The sequence below is a fragment of the Pseudonocardia sp. DSM 110487 genome, assembly GCF_019468565.1.
In the GTDB taxonomy this organism is placed as follows: Bacteria; Actinomycetota; Actinomycetes; order Mycobacteriales; family Pseudonocardiaceae; genus Pseudonocardia.
This window is the reverse complement of sequence record NZ_CP080521.1, coordinates 3,199,113-3,216,133: the sequence shown is the minus strand read 5'-3', so window position 1 is coordinate 3,216,133 and position 17,021 is coordinate 3,199,113. Positions and strand designations below refer to the sequence as shown.

Annotated in this window: 20 protein-coding genes; 6 read left to right on the top strand and 14 right to left on the bottom strand. The window is 73.2% G+C overall.

The features are described 5' to 3' along the window. Window positions 1-26 precede the first annotated feature (26 nt). The 3 genes from K1T35_RS14930 to K1T35_RS14920 form a co-directional block, all read right to left on the bottom strand. Entirely contained in the window at window positions 27-800 is a 774-nt protein-coding gene (locus tag K1T35_RS14930; RefSeq protein WP_220260759.1) for an ATP-binding cassette domain-containing protein, read from the bottom strand. A gap of 70 nt (window positions 801-870) precedes the next feature. Next, window positions 871-1,998 (bottom strand): sugar ABC transporter substrate-binding protein, encoded by a 1,128-nt coding sequence (locus tag K1T35_RS14925; RefSeq protein WP_220260758.1) that lies wholly within the window; start codon window positions 1,996-1,998, stop codon window positions 871-873. A 283-nt stretch (window positions 1,999-2,281) separates the two neighbouring features. Then, a complete protein-coding gene (locus tag K1T35_RS14920) occupies window positions 2,282-3,100 on the bottom strand; it encodes a DMT family transporter (RefSeq protein ID WP_220262611.1) in 819 nt (272 codons plus the stop codon). A 351-nt stretch (window positions 3,101-3,451) separates the two neighbouring features. Between K1T35_RS14920 and K1T35_RS14915 the strand changes: the two genes are divergently transcribed. Next, window positions 3,452-3,637 carry a hypothetical protein gene (locus tag K1T35_RS14915; protein WP_142104226.1) on the top strand — a complete coding sequence of 62 codons (186 nt, stop codon included), beginning with the start codon at window positions 3,452-3,454 and terminating at the stop codon, window positions 3,635-3,637. Between the two features lie 124 nt (window positions 3,638-3,761). Here K1T35_RS14915 and K1T35_RS14910 read toward each other — a convergent pair whose 3' ends face one another. Continuing rightward, window positions 3,762-5,477: a DEAD/DEAH box helicase gene (locus K1T35_RS14910; RefSeq protein WP_220260757.1), complete on the bottom strand. Its 1,716-nt coding sequence runs from the start codon at window positions 5,475-5,477 to the stop codon at window positions 3,762-3,764. A gap of 259 nt (window positions 5,478-5,736) precedes the next feature. On the opposite strand from K1T35_RS14910, the gene K1T35_RS14905 reads away from it, so the two are divergent. Both K1T35_RS14905 and K1T35_RS14900 read left to right on the top strand, forming a co-directional pair. Further along, window positions 5,737-7,416 (top strand): alpha/beta hydrolase, encoded by a 1,680-nt coding sequence (locus tag K1T35_RS14905; protein ID WP_220260756.1) that lies wholly within the window; start codon window positions 5,737-5,739, stop codon window positions 7,414-7,416. Window positions 7,417-7,481: 65 nt separating this feature from the next. Beyond that, the gene (locus K1T35_RS14900; RefSeq protein ID WP_220260755.1) at window positions 7,482-8,153 is read left to right on the top strand and encodes a flavin reductase family protein; all 672 of its coding nucleotides are present in this window, start codon (window positions 7,482-7,484) and stop codon (window positions 8,151-8,153) included. 2 nt (window positions 8,154-8,155) lie between these two features. Here K1T35_RS14900 and K1T35_RS14895 read toward each other — a convergent pair whose 3' ends face one another. Both K1T35_RS14895 and K1T35_RS14890 read right to left on the bottom strand, forming a co-directional pair. Continuing rightward, complete coding sequence (locus K1T35_RS14895; protein WP_220260754.1) at window positions 8,156-8,803, bottom strand: bifunctional 2-polyprenyl-6-hydroxyphenol methylase/3-demethylubiquinol 3-O-methyltransferase UbiG; 648 nt, start codon at window positions 8,801-8,803, stop codon at window positions 8,156-8,158. A gap of 45 nt (window positions 8,804-8,848) precedes the next feature. Continuing rightward, window positions 8,849-9,112 (bottom strand): DUF3039 domain-containing protein, encoded by a 264-nt coding sequence (locus K1T35_RS14890; protein ID WP_220260753.1) that lies wholly within the window; start codon window positions 9,110-9,112, stop codon window positions 8,849-8,851. Between the two features lie 10 nt (window positions 9,113-9,122). On the opposite strand from K1T35_RS14890, the gene K1T35_RS14885 reads away from it, so the two are divergent. Together K1T35_RS14885 and K1T35_RS14880 are read left to right on the top strand one after the other, a co-directional pair. Continuing rightward, on the top strand, window positions 9,123-10,055 hold the full coding sequence (locus K1T35_RS14885; RefSeq protein WP_255622591.1) for a pseudouridine-5'-phosphate glycosidase: 933 nt from the start codon (window positions 9,123-9,125) through the stop codon (window positions 10,053-10,055). Next, window positions 10,052-10,897 carry a carbohydrate kinase family protein gene (locus K1T35_RS14880; RefSeq protein ID WP_220260752.1) on the top strand — a complete coding sequence of 282 codons (846 nt, stop codon included), beginning with the start codon at window positions 10,052-10,054 and terminating at the stop codon, window positions 10,895-10,897. The genes K1T35_RS14885 and K1T35_RS14880 overlap by 4 nt, the downstream gene beginning before the upstream one ends. Before the next feature lie 4 nt (window positions 10,898-10,901). On the opposite strand, the gene K1T35_RS14875 is transcribed toward K1T35_RS14880, so the two are convergent. From K1T35_RS14875 to K1T35_RS14840, 8 genes are all read right to left on the bottom strand, one after another. Then, window positions 10,902-11,597 (bottom strand): helix-turn-helix transcriptional regulator, encoded by a 696-nt coding sequence (locus K1T35_RS14875; protein ID WP_220260751.1) that lies wholly within the window; start codon window positions 11,595-11,597, stop codon window positions 10,902-10,904. Between the two features lie 78 nt (window positions 11,598-11,675). Then, window positions 11,676-11,990, bottom strand: coding sequence for a DUF3099 domain-containing protein (locus K1T35_RS14870; protein WP_220260750.1), 315 nt, complete (start codon window positions 11,988-11,990; stop codon window positions 11,676-11,678). A 61-nt stretch (window positions 11,991-12,051) separates the two neighbouring features. Continuing rightward, window positions 12,052-12,894, bottom strand: coding sequence for an energy-coupling factor ABC transporter ATP-binding protein (locus K1T35_RS14865; protein ID WP_255621899.1), 843 nt, complete (start codon window positions 12,892-12,894; stop codon window positions 12,052-12,054). Beyond that, a complete protein-coding gene (gene cbiQ, locus K1T35_RS14860) occupies window positions 12,891-13,625 on the bottom strand; it encodes a cobalt ECF transporter T component CbiQ (RefSeq protein WP_220260749.1) in 735 nt (244 codons plus the stop codon). Before cbiQ ends, K1T35_RS14865 begins: the two co-directional genes overlap by 4 nt. Then, window positions 13,625-13,915 (bottom strand): energy-coupling factor ABC transporter substrate-binding protein, encoded by a 291-nt coding sequence (locus tag K1T35_RS14855; RefSeq protein ID WP_220260748.1) that lies wholly within the window; start codon window positions 13,913-13,915, stop codon window positions 13,625-13,627. The genes cbiQ and K1T35_RS14855 overlap by 1 nt, the downstream gene beginning before the upstream one ends. Further along, on the bottom strand, window positions 13,916-14,590 hold the full coding sequence (locus K1T35_RS14850; RefSeq protein ID WP_220260747.1) for an energy-coupling factor ABC transporter permease: 675 nt from the start codon (window positions 14,588-14,590) through the stop codon (window positions 13,916-13,918). It abuts the gene before it with no gap. A gap of 90 nt (window positions 14,591-14,680) precedes the next feature. Next, on the bottom strand, window positions 14,681-15,070 hold the full coding sequence (locus K1T35_RS14845) for a helix-turn-helix transcriptional regulator (RefSeq protein WP_255621898.1): 390 nt from the start codon (window positions 15,068-15,070) through the stop codon (window positions 14,681-14,683). 8 nt (window positions 15,071-15,078) lie between these two features. Further along, window positions 15,079-15,654, bottom strand: a complete 576-nt coding sequence (locus K1T35_RS14840; RefSeq protein WP_220260745.1) for an HhH-GPD-type base excision DNA repair protein — start codon at window positions 15,652-15,654, stop codon at window positions 15,079-15,081. Between the two features lie 181 nt (window positions 15,655-15,835). Here K1T35_RS14840 and K1T35_RS14835 point away from each other — a divergent pair, with 181 nt between their 5' ends. Continuing rightward, a complete protein-coding gene (locus tag K1T35_RS14835) occupies window positions 15,836-17,011 on the top strand; it encodes a GAF domain-containing sensor histidine kinase (protein WP_255622590.1) in 1,176 nt (391 codons plus the stop codon). The last annotated feature ends 10 nt before the right edge of the window (window positions 17,012-17,021 follow it).

Sequence of the window (17,021 nt, the reverse complement as noted above, 5' to 3'; positions counted from 1 at the left end):
CTCTGCGCTGATCTTCTCGGATGGCATCAGACGACCACGCTCTCGGGTCGCTGCAGGCCGAGGTCGCCCGACCGGCCCGCGGTGATCAGCTCGACGACCTGGCCGTGCGTCACGTCCTTCGTCTGCACCTGCGCGACCATCCGGCCCAGGTACAGCGTGGCGATCCGGTCGGCGACCTCGAACACGTCGGCCATGTTGTGGCTGATCAGCACGACGCCCAGGCCCTGCTCGGCGAGCCGGCGGACCAGGTCGAGCACCTGCCGGGTCTGCGCGACGCCCAACGCGGCCGTCGGCTCGTCCAGCAGCACGACCTTGGAGTCCCACAGAACGGCCTTGGCGATGGCCACGGTCTGGCGCTGACCGCCGGAGAGCGCCGCCACCGGCATCCGCACCGATGTGACGGTGCGCACCGACAGCGACGCGAGCGTGCGGCGGGCCGCCTGCTCCATGTCGGCCTCGTCGAGCAGCCACGCCTTGCCCCGCTCCCGCCCGAGGAACATGTTCTGGACGATGTCGAGGTTGTCGGCCAGCGCGAGGTCCTGGTAGACGACCTCGATGCCCAGGTGGGACGCGTCGGTCGGGCCGTGGATCGCCACCGGCTCGCCGGCGAAGCGGATCTCGCCGCTGTCGATCGGGTGGATCCCGGCCACGCACTTGACCAGCGTCGACTTGCCAGCCCCGTTGTCGCCGACGAGCGCGGTGACCTCGCCCGCCCGCACGTCGAAGTCGACGTCGTGCAGCACTTGCACGGCGCCGAAACTCTTGTTGACCCCGCGCAGCTGCAGGATCGGTTCACTCATGGTGCACCTCCGGTGCTCGTGAGTGGATACGCGTGCTGGAGCACGCGTATCCACTCACGACCGTCGTTTCTCAGCTGGCGCTGATCCCCAGCTCCTGGCATGCCGCGGTGGTCTCGGCGACGCAGATCTCGGAGCCCTTGACCTGGCCGTCGTCGATCACCTTCTTGACGTTGTCCCGGGTGATCAGCTGCGGCTCGAGGAGCACCGACTTGACCTGGCGGTTGCCCTGCGGGTCGTCGACCGAGTCGGTGGCGAGCGCGTCGGCGGCGGCGGTGTCGCCCTTCGCGAGCGCGGCGGCGAGCTTGGCGGCGGCCTCGGCCTCCTGCTTGATCGGCTTGTACACGGTCATGAACTGGTCGCCGCGCAGGATCGCCTGCAGGCCGTCCGGGGTGGCGTCCTGGCCGGTGACCGGGACCTGGCCGTTGAGTCCGTACTTCGTGAGGACGGTGATGACCGCGCCCGCGAGGCCATCGTTGGCCGCGACGACGCCGTCGACCTTGCCGCCGTTGCCGGTGAGGATCTGCTCGAACAGGGTGCCGCCGATCTGGCTGTCCCAGTCCTCGGTCTTCTGGCTCTGCACGAGCTTGTACTCGCCGGCCTGGTACTTCGGCCCGAGCACCCGCTGCTGGCCGTTGTAGAACAGCGTGGCGTTGTTGTCGGTCGGGGCGCCCTCGAGCTCGATGACCTGCGGGTTCGCCACGCCCTTGGCCGCCAGGCCCTGGACCAGGCCCTCGCCCTGCAGCTGGCCGACCTTCTCGTTGTCGAACGACACGTAGTAGTCGCTGGAGCCGCCGAGGTTGAGGCGGTCGTAGTCGATGGTCGGGATGCCCTGCGCCTTGGCCTTCGCCGCGACGGTCGAGCCCGACTCGCTGCTGATCGAGGCGATCACGAGGACCTTGACACCGCTCGCGATCATGCTGTCGGCCAGCGTGGAGAACTTCTGCTCGTCGCCGAGGGCGTTCTGGATGTCGGCGTCGAGGCCTTCGGCTCGCATCGCCTCCTCCAGGAGCGGCTTGTCGAAGCCTTCCCAGCGGGCCGAGCTCTCGGTCTCCGGGAGGATCACGCCGACCTTGACCCCGCCGGCCGGCGCCTCGCTCTGGGCGGGCGCCGAGGGGGCGGCAACGTTCTGACCACATGCGGCGAGTACGAGGGCAAGACCGAGCCCTGCGGCCGCGAGCGCGGTTCTCCTGATGCGCATGGTCGTCCTTCCACAGCTGCGGGGAATGTTGTGACCGACAACGTATGGCCCCGATCAGGGTGGCGCCAAGCACACTGAATCGTTACAGTTGGCGGCGAAGGGTCACATTTCGGTCTCACGCACCCGTATTTGTTGTCGCGGACGCACTTCCGCGCACAACCCGTGAGTGACCGGACACCGCCGCGTCACGGGCGCGATCGAGATTCACCCGACCGTCTCCCCGTCACTCGATCAGGCGGAACCGCATGACGGATCGTGAGAGCGCGGCCACTACGGAGCGTGGTCAGCCTCCCGTTCGGCCCACCGTCTCCGGTGCGTCCCCGTCCCGGGACCGCAGTGCGACGGCGGCAACGACGGCCGCGATGCCGAGGAACTCCAGCGGTGTCGGGACCTGTGCCAGCCCGATCAGGCCGACGACGGTCGCAGTGGCCGGCAGCAGAGCGAGCAGCACGGCGAACCGCGCCTGCCCCAGACGGCGCAGGACGACCTGGTCGAGCACGTACGGAACCACACTGGACAGCACCCCGACGCCCACCGCGAGCACGAGCACGAGCGGGTCCGCGAGCGCGGAGAGCGGCCCCGTCCCGCCCACGAAGAGCAGCGGTGAGAGCACGACGGCCGCCACCGCGAAGCCGACCGTCATGTCGTCGAGGCCGTTGCCGCCGGACGCCACGCGCTTGCCCAGCACGATGTACGCGGCCCACATCGTGGCCGCCCCGAGCGCCCACAGCAGCCCCGAAGGGCTGCCTGACCAGCGCACATCCGCGATGAGCAGCACACCGACGGCGGCGAACAGCACCGCGGCGATGTCCCGTGGGCGGCGCGAGGCCGCCGCCGCGACGGCCACCGGGCCGCAGAACTCGATGGCCACGGCCGTGCCGAGCGGCAGCCGCGCGATGGCCTCGTAGAACGCGACGTTCATCAGCGCGGTGGCGAGCCCGAACGCCGCGGCGCGCCAGAACCGGACCCCGCGCCACGCCGACCGCGGCGGCCGCCGCCATGCCAGTAGCACCACCGCGGCCCCGAGCAGACGCAGCACAGCGACGGCGGCGGGCGGCAGCCGCTCGAACAGCGCGACGGCGAGCGCGGCGCCGATGTACATCGAGAGGGCGCCGACGACGAACAGGACGGGCGCCGGGACCCGGGTTGCCACACCACTACGCACGTGTGCTCAGCGTAGTCAGCTCGTCAGAAGTGTTTACACGGGTCGTGTTGCGGCATCCGGTGAGGGGACGCATCATTCACTCGTAGTCAACTGGATCTGCAGGAGCCACCGCAGCGCCACCGCGAGGATGTCTCGGTCACTCGGTCGAGCGTGATGTCCGTCGCGACGCGCCACGGGAACACGTGCAGGGGTGCTGAACGTCTGGGAGAGTGGGCGCACCGCGCAAGCGGTCGTCACAGCTAGCGATCCTGGGTCCACCGCCCGGGGTCGAGACGGAGGGAGACCGCTATGCAGCCAGGAACCCTGACCCGGCCCGCGTTGACCGCCGCTGACCGCTGTGACCGGTGCGGAGCGGCCGCAAAGGTCCGGGCCGTGTTGCCGAAGGGCGGCGAACTGCTGTTCTGCGGTCACCACGCGCGGGCCCACGCCGACAAGCTCCGCGAACTGGAAATCGACGTGCAGTCCGGCAGTTGACCAGGCCGGCTCCGGCCGGCCAGATCCGACGCCGCGACGGGGCGGGGACCACACGGTCCCCGCCCCGTCGTCGTACCTCCACCCCCACCGCGACTCGCGCGCTCTCAGAGCGCGACTCGCGGGGTCAGCGCCAGGAGCGGAGGGTGGCGATGCGTTCCTCGAGCTGCTCGATGTTGGCCATGGCGGTGGGCGGGCCGCCGCAGGCCGTTCGCAGCTCGTTGTGGATCACACCGTGCGGCTTGTTTGTGCGGTGGTGGTACAGGGCCACCAAGGTGTTGAGCTCCTTGCGGAGCTTGTTCAGCTGCTCGCGAACGGTCAGCTGGGGGCGCTCGGCCGGAGGCGGCGGGGGCACCGCGGGCGCCTTCTTCTGGGAGCGGGTCATCCACTCCTTCTGCCGCTGGTTGAGCAGCGTGCGCACCTGCTCGGGCTCGAGCAGGCCGGGCAGACCCAGGTAGTCCTCCTCGTCGGCGGAGAACGACGTGCCCTCGTAGATCAGCTGGTCCAGCTCCGCCTCCGCGCCGAGGGCGGTGAACGACTTCTCGTCCTCCCCCGGCTCGTCCTCCTGACGCTGGGCGCGGGCGAGCAGCTCGTCGTCCCACTGCTCGTCGGCCCGGTGTGGCTTGCCGAGCACGTGGTCGCGCTGGGCCTCCAGCTCGCTCGCGAGGCCCAGCAGCACCGGCACGCTCGGCACGAACACCGACGCCGTCTCCCCCGGCCGCCTCGACCGCACGAACCGGCCGATGGCCTGGGCGAAATACAGCGGGGTGGATGCGCTCGTGGCATACACGCCGACGGCGAGGCGCGGCACGTCGACGCCCTCGGAGACCATCCGGACCGCGACCATCCAGCGGTCGTCCGACTCCGAGAACCGCTCGATCCGCGCCGAGGAGCCGGGCTCGTCGGACAGCACGACGACCGGAGCGGTGCCGGTCTCGCGGGTGAGGATCTCCGCGTAGGCGCGCGCCGTGGTCTGGTCCGAGGCGATCACGAGTCCGCCCGCGTCGGGCATCCCACCGTTGCGGTGGGCGGTGAGCCGCCGGTCGGCGGCCTTCAGCACCGCCGGGATCCACTGGCCTGCCGGGTCGAGCGCGGTGCGCCATGCCCTGGCCGTCTGCTCGGCGGTCATCGGCTCGCCGAGCCGGGCGCTCATCTCCTCGCCTGCGCTCGTACGCCAGCTCGACGTGCCGGAGTAGGCGAGGAACACGACCGGCCGCACAACGCCGTCTGCGAGGGCCTCGGCGTACCCGTAGGAGTGGTCGGCGCGGCTGCGCAGGCTCCCGTCGGAGTCCGGGAGGTAGTCGACGAACGGGATCGGGTTGTCGTCGCTGCGGAACGGGGTCCCGGTGAGGGTGAGCCGCCGCGTGGCACCGTCGAAGGCCTCCTTCACCCCGTCGCCCCACGAGCGGGCGTCGCCGGCGTGGTGCACCTCGTCGAGGATCACCAGCGTGCGCCGGTTCTCGGTGCGGGCACGGTGCAGGAGGGGGTGGGAGGCCACGCCTGCGTAGGTGATGGCGATGCCCCGGTAGTCCGACGACGTAGCGCCGGTGGAGTTGCGGAAGTCGGGGTCCAGCGCGATGCCGACGCCGGCGGCCGCGCCCGCCCACTGGTGCTTGAGGTGCTCGGTGGGCGCGACCACGGTGATCGCGTCGATCACGCGGTCACTCAGCAGCTCGGAGGCCACGCGCAGCGCGAACGTGGTCTTTCCCGCGCCGGGCGTGGCGACGGCGAGGAAGTCCTTCGGTGCGGCGGCAAGGTAGCGGGCTAGTGCACTGCGCTGCCAGGCGCGCAGCGGCCGCGCGGAGGGAGCGATCTGCTGGGCCTGAGGGGTCGGCGCGGACACACATCTCCCTGACGTCTCGACTGCTCGGGAACGGCCCTGCACCGAGGGGACCCGCGGCGTCACCGTTGATGGCGCGGGGCGGCAGCGGGGGCGTCGATCAGGTTAACGGTCGCCGCCCACGGGACCGGGGGGACCCGCCGATGGTGCATCCTGGGAGCGGCCGCCGGTGTCCCCCTGACCGGGTGAGCGATGACTTGCCCCCGGGACTTCAGCTGGGACGATGCTCCGGCAGCCCCCTGCCGGTACCGAGGAGTCCACGATGACCGACCCGCACCCGCCCGCGCCGGCTGCCGCTGAGGCGGCGGCCACCGGGCTGGACGCGTTGATCGCCGAAGGGCACCCCGGCCCGCTGGGGCTGCTGTCCGGGGGTTCGGCGTTGCGGATGGCCGCGGCGCTCGCGGCCCGGCCCGCGGCGATCGCCCGCCACGGCGTGGGGTTCGCGGCCGAGCTGGCCCGGATCGGCGCCGGTCGCTCCCGGCTGGTGCCGGAAGCGGACGACGAGCGCTACGCCGACCCCGCGTGGACGCGCAACCCGCTCCTGCGCCGACTCGCACAGGCACACCTCGCGGCGAGCGCCACCGCCGACGCGCTCGTGTCCGACGCCGGGCTCGACACGGCCGACGAGGCCCGGCTGCGCGCCGCCGTGGCGGTGCTGTCCGGCGCGTTGTCCCCGAGCACGTCCCCGTTGAACCCGGCGGTGTGGCGCGCGGCGGTCGACACGGGCGGGACGAGCGCGGTGCGCGGCGTCCGCAAGCTCGTCAGCGACATGGCCGTCGCGCCGCGCACCCCCGTTCCCGCGGCCGCGGGCGGGTTCGAGGTGGGCGCCGACGTCGGTGCGACAGCGGGCGCCGTCGTGCTGCGCACGCCGGTCTTCGAGCTCATCCAGTACCTGCCCCAGACCGAGCTCGTGCACGAGGTGCCGCTCCTCGTCGTACCGCCGGTGCTGAACCGCTTCTACCTCGCCGACCTCGCGCCCGGCCGCAGCATCGTCGAGCACCTGGTGCAGGCCGGTGTGCAGGTGTTCGCCCTCTCGTGGCGCAACCCGGAGGGCGCCCACGCGCACTGGGACGTCGACACGTACGGCCAGTCATTGCTCGACGCGATGGACGCCACCGAGCACGTCTCCCGCACCCACTGTTCGTCCCTGATGGCGTTCGGCGCGGGCGGCACGATCACCGCGATGCTGCTCGCCCACCTGGCCGCCACGGGTGGCCAGCACCGGGTCGCGGCCGTGACCCTGGCCGGCACCGTGCTCGACGCCCGTTCCGTGCCGCCGAACCCGATCGCGGCACAGGCGGCCGTCGCGGAGTCGGAGCGCTCCGGTCACCTTGACGCCCGTCCACTGCTCGCCGAGCTGGCCTTGCGGGCGCCCGACAGCCTCCTGTGGCCCCAGGCCGTGCGCTCGTACCTGTGCGGCGAGGACCCTCCGCCGTCGGAGGTGCTGTTCTGGCTGACCGACACCACCCGTGCGCCCGCCGGCCTGCACCGCGACCTCGTCGACGTCGCGCTGCGGGCGCCGCTCTCGGTGCCGGGCGCGGCCAGCCTGCTCGACACGCCGCTGGACCTGGCAAAGGTCGACCGCGACTGCTACCTGGTGGCCGGCGCGGCCGACCCCGTCACGGCATGGCGTGACGCGTACGCGGCAGCCGGGCTGTTCGGGGGCACCTGCCGGTTCGTGCTCGCGACGGGCGGGCATGCCGCGTCGCTGGTGAGCCCGCCGGGCGGCGTCGGGGCGGGCTTCCGGGCGGCGTGCGCGGTGCCCGGCGAGCCCGGTCGCTGGCTCGCCGAGGCCGAGGATCAGCCGGGATCCTGGTGGACCGACCACCTCACGTGGCTGGCCGCACGTAGCGGCCCGCTGCAGGACGCCCCGCCGGAGCTCGGCGGCCGCGGGATGCACGCGCTGGCACCCGCGCCGGGCGCGTACGTGCTGGGCCGCTAGACGCCGGCCTGTGAGCGACGGATTCCCGCCAGAAACGACGGTGTGCGCGCTGCACCGTGGAGTGCATGACGACGACAGCGGCCCCGCTGGACTGCCACACCGCGATCGAGCCGAGCATCCTCTACCTCGGTACCCCGGTCGTGCTCGTCTCGTCCACCAACGTCGACGGCGCCGCGAATCTGGCGCCCATGTCGTCGGCCTTCTGGCTGGGCTGGCGTGGCATCCTCGGCCTTGACGGCACCTCGAGGACGACGGAGAACCTGATGCGCACCGGTGAGTGCGTGCTCAACCTGCCCTCCGCGGACCAGGTCGACGCCGTTGACCGGATCGCGCTCACCACGGGCTCCGACCCCGTGCCGGACCACAAGCGGCAGCGCGGCTACCGCCACCTCGCCGACAAGTTCGGATGGGCCGGCCTCACGCCGGTGCCGTCCGAGGTGGTGTCGGCGCCGCGGGCCGCGGAGTGCCCGGTCGCCATGGAGGCCGTTGTCGAGGCCGCACACGGGATCGGCGTCCGGAAGGCGAAGTGCATCGAGGTGCGCGTCGTCCGCGTGTGGGTGCACGACGACATCCGCGCCACCGGGTCGGAGAACCGCATCGACCCGGATCGATGGCGCCCGCTCATCATGAGCTTCCAGCGGTTCTACGGGCTGGGAGCGCAGCTGCAGCCGTCGCGGCTCGCGGGCGTCCCGGAGGACGAGTACCGAACGTCCGACATCGACCGTGCTCGCACGTGACACTAGGCGGCGTCGGGCACCCGCGCGACGGCGAGCCGGTAGGACGAGCGGCGGGTGCCGCGCATCGTGGTGAGCTCGTCGAGCTCGAGGCCCGCGTCGGCGAAGGCCTTGCGGAACTCGTGCTCGTAGGTGACCCGCCCGAAGTGGATCGTGGTGACGTGCTGGGCGAGGGGCTTCGCCCACTCCAGCACCGCGGATCGGCGATGGTGGAACGTCTGCGTGCTGTACAGCCGCCCGTTCGGTGAGAGCAGCGACGCGACGTGCGCGATGGCGGCGGCCGGGTCGGGGAGCAGCATCAGGCTGGCGCTGAAGTACACGGCGTCGTACGGGCCGCCGCGGTGGTCGTAGACCGAGCCGAGCACCGGGGTGACGTGCTCGGTGAGGCCTGCGCGGCCCAGCGCGGCCCGGCAGCACGCCAGGTAGTCGGGGTCGATGTCGAGGCCGACGACGGACAGCTCCTTGGCCCGCACGACGTCGGCACAGCGGGCCAGCGCGGCCCCGGTACCGATGCCGACGTCGAGGATGCGGGCACCGTGCGGGAGCCGCGCGAGCACGTTCCGGTACCAGGTGGCCGTCATTCCGGCGATCACGCGGTCGTAGACCCACGCGCGAACCGCGCTGCGCAGGGGGACCCGGGCCGGGGACGGCATGCTGCCGGGTACCCCGGCGGGATGGTCAGTCAACAGGGTGGCCGCTCAGTCTCCGCCGCCGTCATTGCCGTCGTCCTTGCGGTACGAGTCGAAGACCTTCTTGCACTCCGGACACACCGGTGAGCCGGGCTTCGGCGATCGGGTGACGGGGAATGTCTCGCCGCAGAGCGCCACCACCATCGTGCCGAGCACCGCGCTCTCCGCGATCTTGGCCTTCTTGACGTAGTGGAACATCTTGGGCGTGTCGTCGCCCGTGGTGTCCGTGCCCTCGGGCCGGGTGTCGACGTCGGGCAGAACCTGCGTGGCCATGTCGTCCATGATGCCCCACGTGTCCGTTCCCGTCTCCCCACCTGATCCGTTACTGACCTCACCCGAGGTCGCCGACGCCGTCGCAGGCGGCCGCCCGGTCGTCGCACTGGAGAGCACGCTGCTCGCCCATGGCCTGCCGGCGCCGCAGAACCGGGCCGCCGCCGAGGACCTCGAGGCGGCCGTACGCGCCCACGGCGCCGTCCCGGCGACCGTCGCCGTCCTCGACGGAGTGGCCAGGGTGGGGCTCAGCGCGGCTGAGCTGGACCGCGTCTGCGCGGGCGGGCTCGCGAAGCTGTCGGCCCGCGACCTCGGCGCCGCGGTCGGCCTGCGCCGCGACGGCGCCACGACGGTGGCCGCCACGGCCGCGCTGGCCCACGCGTCCGGCGTGCGGGTGTTCGCGACCGGCGGGCTGGGTGGCGTGCACCGCGGCGCGCGGGAGAGCTGGGACGTGTCCGCCGACCTCGCCGCGCTCGCCGCGACTCCGGTGCTCGTCGTGTGCTCGGGCGTGAAGTCGATCCTTGACGTGCCGGCCACCCTCGAAGTCCTCGAAACCGAGTCGGTGCCGGTGCTCGGCTACCGCACCGACGCCTTCCCCGGCTTCTACCGGCGCGACTCCGGCCACCCGGTGCCGTGGAGGGTGGACACGCCCGCCCAGGCCGCCGCCGTCTGGCTGGCGCACCGAGCGCTGGGCGGGACGTCGGGCGCCGTACTCGCGCAACCGGTGCCGGCCGACGCCGAGCTCGACGTCGTGCTGCACGATCGGCTGCTCGACGAGGGAATCGCGCTGCTGCACTCCCGCGGCGTCACCGGCAAGGACGTGACGCCGGTGCTGCTCGAGCACTTCCACACCGGCAGCGGGGGCGCGAGCCTGAGAACGAACCTCGCCCTCGTGCTGGCCAACGCCGAGCTCGCCGCGCAGGTGGCGGCCGCCCTCAGCTCGTGAGGCCGCCGCGGGTCGTGGTGGTGGGCGACATCGCGGTCGACGTCATCGTCGAACCCCGCTCCCCCGCTGTCGCCGGCGCGGACGTGCCCGCCCGGATCCGGACGCGCGCGGGTGGGGCTGGGGCGAACACCGCCGCGTGGCTCGCCCACCTCGGCGCGGACGTCACGCTCGTGGCGCGCGTCGGCGACGACCCGGCGGGCCGCGCGGCCGCCGACGACCTGCATGCGGCCGGGGTCCGCACCGCCCTCACCGTCGATCCCGGCCACCCGACCTGCACGGTGGTCGTGCTGCTCGCCGACGGCGACCGCACCATGCTCTCCGACCGGGGCGCGGCAGCCCGGCTGGCGCCCGCCGACCTGCCCTCGTTCGGCGGGGCCGACCACCTGCACCTCTCGGGCTACGTCCTGCTCGACCCGGCGTCGCGGACGGCAGGGCGGGCGGCGCTCGCCCAGGCCCGCTCGGCCGGGCTGACCACGTCGGTCGACCCGCAGGTCGCGCCCGCGCTGGGGCCCGGGTTCGTCGACGACGTGCGCGATGTCGACCTGCTGCTGCCCAACGCCGACGAGCTGGCGGCGCTCGGGGGTGTCGACCGGGTGCTCGACGTCGTGGGGGCCGTCGCGGCGACGGACGGCGCGGCCCCGGCGCGCTGGACCGATCGGGACGGGACGTGGACCGCCGTGCCTCCGCACCCCGATGTGGTGGACCCGACGGGTGCGGGTGACGCCTTCGACGCGGGCCTGCTCGTCGCATGGCTCGGCGGGTCGGGCCCGGCGGCCGCCCTCGAAGCGGGCTGCGCCGCCGGCGCGGCGGCGGTGAGCAGGCTGGGCGCGCGCCCGCGGTGAGCCGTCAGGACGTGCCGCCCAGGTCCACCTGCAGCCACTCGCCGAGACCCCGCTGCCCCTCCGCCGTCACGCGCACGATCCGGCTCGCCTCGGGCAGCCGCAACCAGTCCAGCTCGATCAGCCGGCTCGTGACGGCGGCGCCGAGGCTGCCCGCCAGGTGGTGGCGGCGTTCGCTCCAGTCCATGCAGCGGCGGGCCAGCGGGCGGCGCAGGCGGTCGAGCTGCTCGATCCGCACGCCGATCCGGGCCAGTACGGCCGGGGCCGCCGCCGTCACGGCGTAGCCGTGGTCGCGCTCGACGAGGACCCCCTTCCCGGCCAGCGCCTCGGTGAGGGTGACGCCGACGGTGCCGGCCAGGTGGTCGTAGCACATCCGCGCCCGCCGCAGGTTCTGCCCGCGGACCGCCGCGCGCAGCGACGTCACCCGGTCCGGTGGCGCGAGCAGCAGCAGCGCCTCGATCGCGTCCGCCACCGCGTTCGCCAGCCGGTACATCCGCTGCCTTCCGGCGGGCTCGACGACCAGCAGCCCTCCGTCGACGAGCTTGCGCAGGTGCGCGCTCGCGAGCGAAGCGGACGCACCCGCGGCGTCGGCCAGCGCGGACGCCGACATCGGGCGGCCGCCGAGCAGCGCCAGCAGCATCGCGGCGCGCGTCCGATCGGCGAGCAGCGCGGCGACCCGCGCGAGATCGGCCTCTCCCGTCACGGGTGGACCGTATCTGCAGGACGCTTCAACGGCGGTTGAACCGTGCCATCCTGGGGACAACGACCATCTGCACCCGTACTAGCCGTCGATGATCGGGTGCTCGCGCTGCTCGATCTGGCGGCGGTCAGGCCGGTAGCGGTTGGTCTTCTCGGTCTTCTTGGGCAACCGGTCGTTGGCGACGAGCACGGCCACCCATGGGAGCGGGATCGACACCACGAGCAGGGTGACCGCGAGCCACGGGATCTGGTAGCACGCCGCGGCGAGGAGCATGAACGGGATCCGCATCCCCATCATGATCTTGTAGCGCCGCTTCCGGACGGCGAGATCCTCCTCGTAGGAGCGGGCCGCGTCGGTGATGAGCACCGGGTCGGCTGGGCGCTGCGGATCTGCCACGACTGCATGCACTCCCTCGGTAGACACCCCATCGTGCCACTCGGGGGCCGCAACGTCTGCCCTACCCGGGTGCCGGTTTCACGACCTGCTCGTCGAGCACGGCGTGCAGCTCCGCGGCGCTGCGAGGGCGGGCGGCGGATCCCGCCGCGCGCAGCAGCCGGTGCACTGCGGGCGCCCATGCCGGCCCGAGCCGCGCGGTCCGCAGCAGGTCCGGGTCGCCGAGCACGACGTCCGCGGGGCCGGTCCGCACCCGCCCGTCCACGACCACGGCGACGTCGGCGGCCCAGCGGTGCGCGAGGTCGACGTCATGGGTCGAGAGCACCGGCGTCGTGCCGCCCGCCTCCAGCGCGGAGAGGGTGCCGAGCAGTGCCTCGACGCCCGCGGGGTCGAGGCCAGCGGTCGGCTCGTCGAGCACGAGGAGCCGGGGCGCCATCGCGACCGCGCCCGCGATCGCCACCCGCTTCTTCTGCCCGAACGACAGCAGGTGCGGGGGCCGGTCCGCGACGGCGGTGAGATCGAGCGCGGCGAGGGCGGCGTCGACGCGCGCGTGCACCGTGGCCTCGTCAAGGCCCATGTTGACGGGCCCGAACGACACGTCCTGGGCAACGGTCGCGGCGAAGAGTTGGTCGTCGGGATCCTGCAGCACCAGCTGCACCTGGGTGCGCAGCGCCGTCCGGCCGGCCCGGGTGCGCCGCACCGGCGCCCCGTCGAGCAGCACCTCGCCCGCGTCCGGGGCGAGCGCCCCGGCGAGCAGCCGGAAGAGCGTGGTCTTGCCGCCGCCGTTCGGCCCGAGTACGGCGACGCGCCGTCCCGCGTGCAGCGCGAGGCCGGCACCCGTGAGGACGGGACGGCCGGGCTCGTAGGCGAAGTGCAGGCCGCGGGCCTCCAGCACCGGGGGCGTCACGCGAGCACCAGCGACAAGGTCACGACCGCCGCGAGCAGCACGCCGGTCGCCGCCAGGAACCGTCGCGAGAGCCGCTGCGGGGGCAGCTGCACCCGCAACGAGCCCGGGTCGCCGCGCAGGGCGAGGCCCTGTTCCATCCGCCGTGCCCGGTCGAACGCGCTCACGAACACCGCCCCTGCCTGCCCTGCCACCGACCGGAACGCGGTGCGGAAGGAGCGGAACCCGAGCCGCCCCGCCTGCGCGGCGCGTACCGCGGCGATGCGGTCGAGCAGCAGGAAGAGCAGCCGGTAGACCAGGCCGGCGACGTCGACAACCGCCGGGGGCACCCCCAGGCGGGCCAGCCGGGGCAGCGTGTCGGCGAGCGGCGTGGTCGCCGCGAACAGCAGCACGCACAGCAGGCCCGCCGTGGCGCGCCCGGCCAGCGCGAGCGCGGCGCCCACCCCACCGGGATCGAGCCGCACGAGCATCGGGCCGCCCACCGAGAACAGCAGCGGCAGCGCGCCCACCACGACGAACACCAACGGGCCCCGCGCGGCCCGCAGCAACGTGCGAGCCCCGAGCCCCGCAGGGCCGAGCAGCAGCGCCAGCGCCGCGGTGCCGGCGACGAGGGCACCCGGCCACGGTGGCAACGCGACAGCGCAGCCGAGCAGTCCGAACGCGAGGAGGGCCTTCTCCCCCGGGTGCCGGTGGCGCCACGGCCCGGTGCACGCCACCTCGTCCAGGGTGGGCATCAGGCCGGCGGGTCCACGTTCCGGCGACGGCCGCGCGCCACCCCGAAGACGTAGCCCAGCACCGCCCCGCCGATCGCGGCCTGCAGCGCGAACAGCCCCGATGCCGTCTCCGCCGACGGCTCGAACAGCGGCGCGAACCACGGCTGGTAGCCGCTCTCGTCGATGCGCTCGACGGCCACGCCGTCGGCGCCGCCGAACTCGGTGTCACTGCCGATGAACAGCACCGGAACCGCCGCGAGCACCACGACGCCGAGTACGAGCAGCCAGTTGGTCAGGCTGAAGCGCGACACTCATGCCTCCTGGCGGGCCGGGCGGATGCCGAGCCGGGCGAGCTCGGCCGGGCTGACGCGGGTGAGCAGGCGGACGACGAGCACGGTCAGCAGGCCCTCGCTGACGGCGAGAGGGAGCTGCGTCACCGCGAAGATCGCGAGGAACTCGGCGAGCGCCCCGGACACACCGGACGTGGCGTCCGGGTGGGCGAGCGCGAGTTGCACGGCGGTCGTGCAGTAGGTGGACAGGTCGGCCAGCGCCGCTGCGAGGAACACCGCCACCGAGAGCCCGCCACCGAGGCGGCGGACCAGCACGTATACGCCGTAGGCGACCCACGGCCCCACCACGGCCATCGAGAAGGCGTTGGCCCCGAGCGTGGTGATCCCGCCGTGGGCCAGCAGCAGCGCCTGGAAGGCCAGCACGATCGTGCCGAGCACCGCCATCACGGGTGGCCGGAACAGGATCGCGCCGAGACCGGTGCCGGTCGGATGCGAGCTGGAACCGGTGACGGACGGGAGCTTCAACGCCGAGAGCACGAACGTGAACGCGCCTGCCGCGCCGAGCAGCAGCCGGGTCTCGGGCTCCTCGCGCACCTGCCGGACCACGGCGCGCGCGCCGTGCACCACGAACGGGGCGGCCGCTGCCGTCCAGGCCAAGGCGTGCAACGGCGGCAGGTACCCCTCGGCGATGTGCACCGGCGGACCCTAAGCCGCCGCCGCGATCACCTTCAAGCCTGAACAGTCATTCAATCGTTCTAGTGCCGGCGCTGCGCGCCGACGGGCGTTCTAGCGGTGATCCCGCCCGTGCGCGTGCAGCACCACGTCACCGACGACACCCTCGGACACCACGTCCAGGAGGCGCGTGGTGAGCTCGCCGGTGACCCGGTAGCGGACGAGCCTGCCCTGCCGGTGGGCGCTGACCATCCCGTGCGCGCGCAGCAGCCGCAGCGCGTGCGACACCGCGCTGTCGCTCATCCCGACGGCGAACGCGAGATCGGAGACGCACAGGTCGCCCGCGTGGTGCAGGGCGAGCAGGATGCTCAGCCGGTTGACGTCGCCCAGCGCGTCGAGCACGGCGGCCGAGTGCTGCAGCTGCGCGGCGTCGGCCAGCACGGCCGCGGCGTCGCACACCTGGTCGGGATCGATCACCCGCGCGTCTCGGCGGGCTGCGGACACCCGATGCACTATCCCCCCGCCTTCGCTGCGGCCTTCTTGGCCTGCTTGTACTCCCGGACCTGCACGAGCGACGCGGCGTCGACGACGTCGGCCACCGAGCGGTGGACGCCCTCCTCGCCGTAGCCGCCCGCTGCCTCCCGCCAGCCAGCCGGGGTGATGCCACGCTGCTTGCCCAGCAGCGCGGTGAAGATCTGCGCCTTCTGGGTACCGAAGCCGGGGAGGGCGGAGAGCCTGCTGAAGAGCTCCCGCCCGTCGTCGACGTCGCTCCAGATCCGGGACGCGTCGCCGTCGTACCGTTCGACGATCGCGGCGGCGAGCGCCTGCACCCGCCCCGCCATCGAGCCCGGGTACCGGTGCACGGCGGGCGGGCCGCGGAAGATCTGGACGAGCGCCTCGGGGTCGTAGGTGGCGAGCTCGCGGGCGTCGAGCTCGGTGACGCCGAGCCGCCGGGCGATCAGGCCGGGGCCCGCGAACGCCCGCTCCATGGGGAACTGCTGGTCGAGCAGCATGCCGATCAGCAGTGCAAGTGGGTCGCGGTCGAGCAGCGCGTCGGCGTCGGCGTCCTGGGCGAGACAGAGGGCCACGACCGGAGGGTAGCGCCGCCGGCCTCTCCGCGGCGGCCACGCACACACCGTCAACCGCTTCGGCGCCGGATCAGGACGGTCCGAGGACCAAAGTCCTTGCCGGCCGGAGCCAGGGGAAGCCAGTCTGGGTCCCGGTCCCGGAGGGATGCCGATGGCGCTGTGGTGGTCGGCCGTGAGATCGATGACGTTGCGGATGGTGCGCCTGCTCGATGCCTCGCGAGAGGAGAGCCGGCGCCAGGTGAGCGAGATCGCCCGGACGATCGACGTGCTGACCGAACAACAGGACCTCCTCGAGCAGCTCCTCGAGGAGCAGGCGGCATTGCGGCGGCTCGCGACACTCGTGGCCAAGGGAGTGGCACCGAGCGAGATCCTGGCTCGCGCCGCCGAGGAGATCGCCCGGATCCTCCGCATCGACGTGGGCCTGGTGATCCGCTTCGATGCCGACGCCACGACGACCGTTGTCGCGGCGTTCGGTACCGCCTCCGTCCGGAGCGTGGATGACGGCGTGGCGGCGGTGGTACGGCGAACCGGCCGGCCAGCCCGGATCGGGGATGACGCGGTGGGCGCACCGATCGTCGTCGGCGACCGCCTGTGGGGCGTGGCCGTCGCGATGGGGCAGCCTCCCGCGGGGACGGGGCTGCCGGCCGATGCCGAGCAACGCCTCGCCCACCTCGCGGACCTGATCGCGACGGCCGTGTCGAACGCGGACGCCCGCGCCCAGCTCACCGCGTCGAGGGCGCGTGTTGTCACCGCCGCGGACGACGCGCGGCGCACGCTCGAACGGGAACTGCACGACGGGATCCAGCACAAACTCGTGTCGCTCGCGCTCGTGCTGCGCACCGCCGCCGCGGCGGCGCCCCCGGCGCTACCCGAGCTCCGGTCCCAGCTCTCGGAGGTGGAGGTGAGCCTCGCCGGCATCATCGACGAGCTCCGCGAGATGACCCGCGGCATCCACCCTGCGGTCCTGTCCGAGGGTGGGCTCCAAGCCGCTCTCAAAGTGCTCGCCCGCCGCTCCGCCGTCCCGGTCGAGCTCGGCGTCCGCATCGACCGCCGGGTCCCGGAGCGGGTCGAGGTCGCCGCGTACTACGTCGTGTCGGAGGCCCTCGTGAACGCCGGTCAGGCGAACGCGTCCGTGGTGCGTGTCGACGCCGACGCGTCGGGCGGGTTCCTGAGGATTTCAGTCGAGCACGACGGCGTCGGTGGGGCCGGGCCCGAGCGGGGATCGGGGCTGATCACCCTCGAGGACCGCGTCGGGGCGGTCGGCGGGGAGATCAGGATGACCACCCCGCCACAGCGGGGGACATCCATTCAGGTCGCGCTTCCGATCTTGGAGGGTCCTGAACAACTCAGGCCGTAGCGAGCGGCGT

Coding starts and splice junctions, on each gene's coding strand:
- K1T35_RS14930 (WP_220260759.1), bottom strand. CDS start 800: ATGAGTGAACCGATCCTGCAGCTGCGCGGGGTCAACAAGAGTTTCGGC.
- K1T35_RS14925 (WP_220260758.1), bottom strand. CDS start 1,998: ATGCGCATCAGGAGAACCGCGCTCGCGGCCGCAGGGCTCGGTCTTGCC.
- K1T35_RS14920 (WP_220262611.1), bottom strand. CDS start 3,100: ATGTACATCGGCGCCGCGCTCGCCGTCGCGCTGTTCGAGCGGCTGCCG.
- K1T35_RS14915 (WP_142104226.1), top strand. CDS start 3,452: ATGCAGCCAGGAACCCTGACCCGGCCCGCGTTGACCGCCGCTGACCGC.
- K1T35_RS14905 (WP_220260756.1), top strand. CDS start 5,737: ATGACCGACCCGCACCCGCCCGCGCCGGCTGCCGCTGAGGCGGCGGCC.
- K1T35_RS14900 (WP_220260755.1), top strand. CDS start 7,482: ATGACGACGACAGCGGCCCCGCTGGACTGCCACACCGCGATCGAGCCG.
- K1T35_RS14895 (WP_220260754.1), bottom strand. CDS start 8,803: ATGCCGTCCCCGGCCCGGGTCCCCCTGCGCAGCGCGGTTCGCGCGTGG.
- K1T35_RS14890 (WP_220260753.1), bottom strand. CDS start 9,112: ATGGCCACGCAGGTTCTGCCCGACGTCGACACCCGGCCCGAGGGCACG.
- K1T35_RS14885 (WP_255622591.1), top strand. CDS start 9,123: ATGCCCCACGTGTCCGTTCCCGTCTCCCCACCTGATCCGTTACTGACC.
- cbiQ (WP_220260749.1), bottom strand. CDS start 13,625: ATGCCCACCCTGGACGAGGTGGCGTGCACCGGGCCGTGGCGCCACCGG.
- K1T35_RS14835 (WP_255622590.1), top strand. CDS start 15,836: ATGACGTTGCGGATGGTGCGCCTGCTCGATGCCTCGCGAGAGGAGAGC.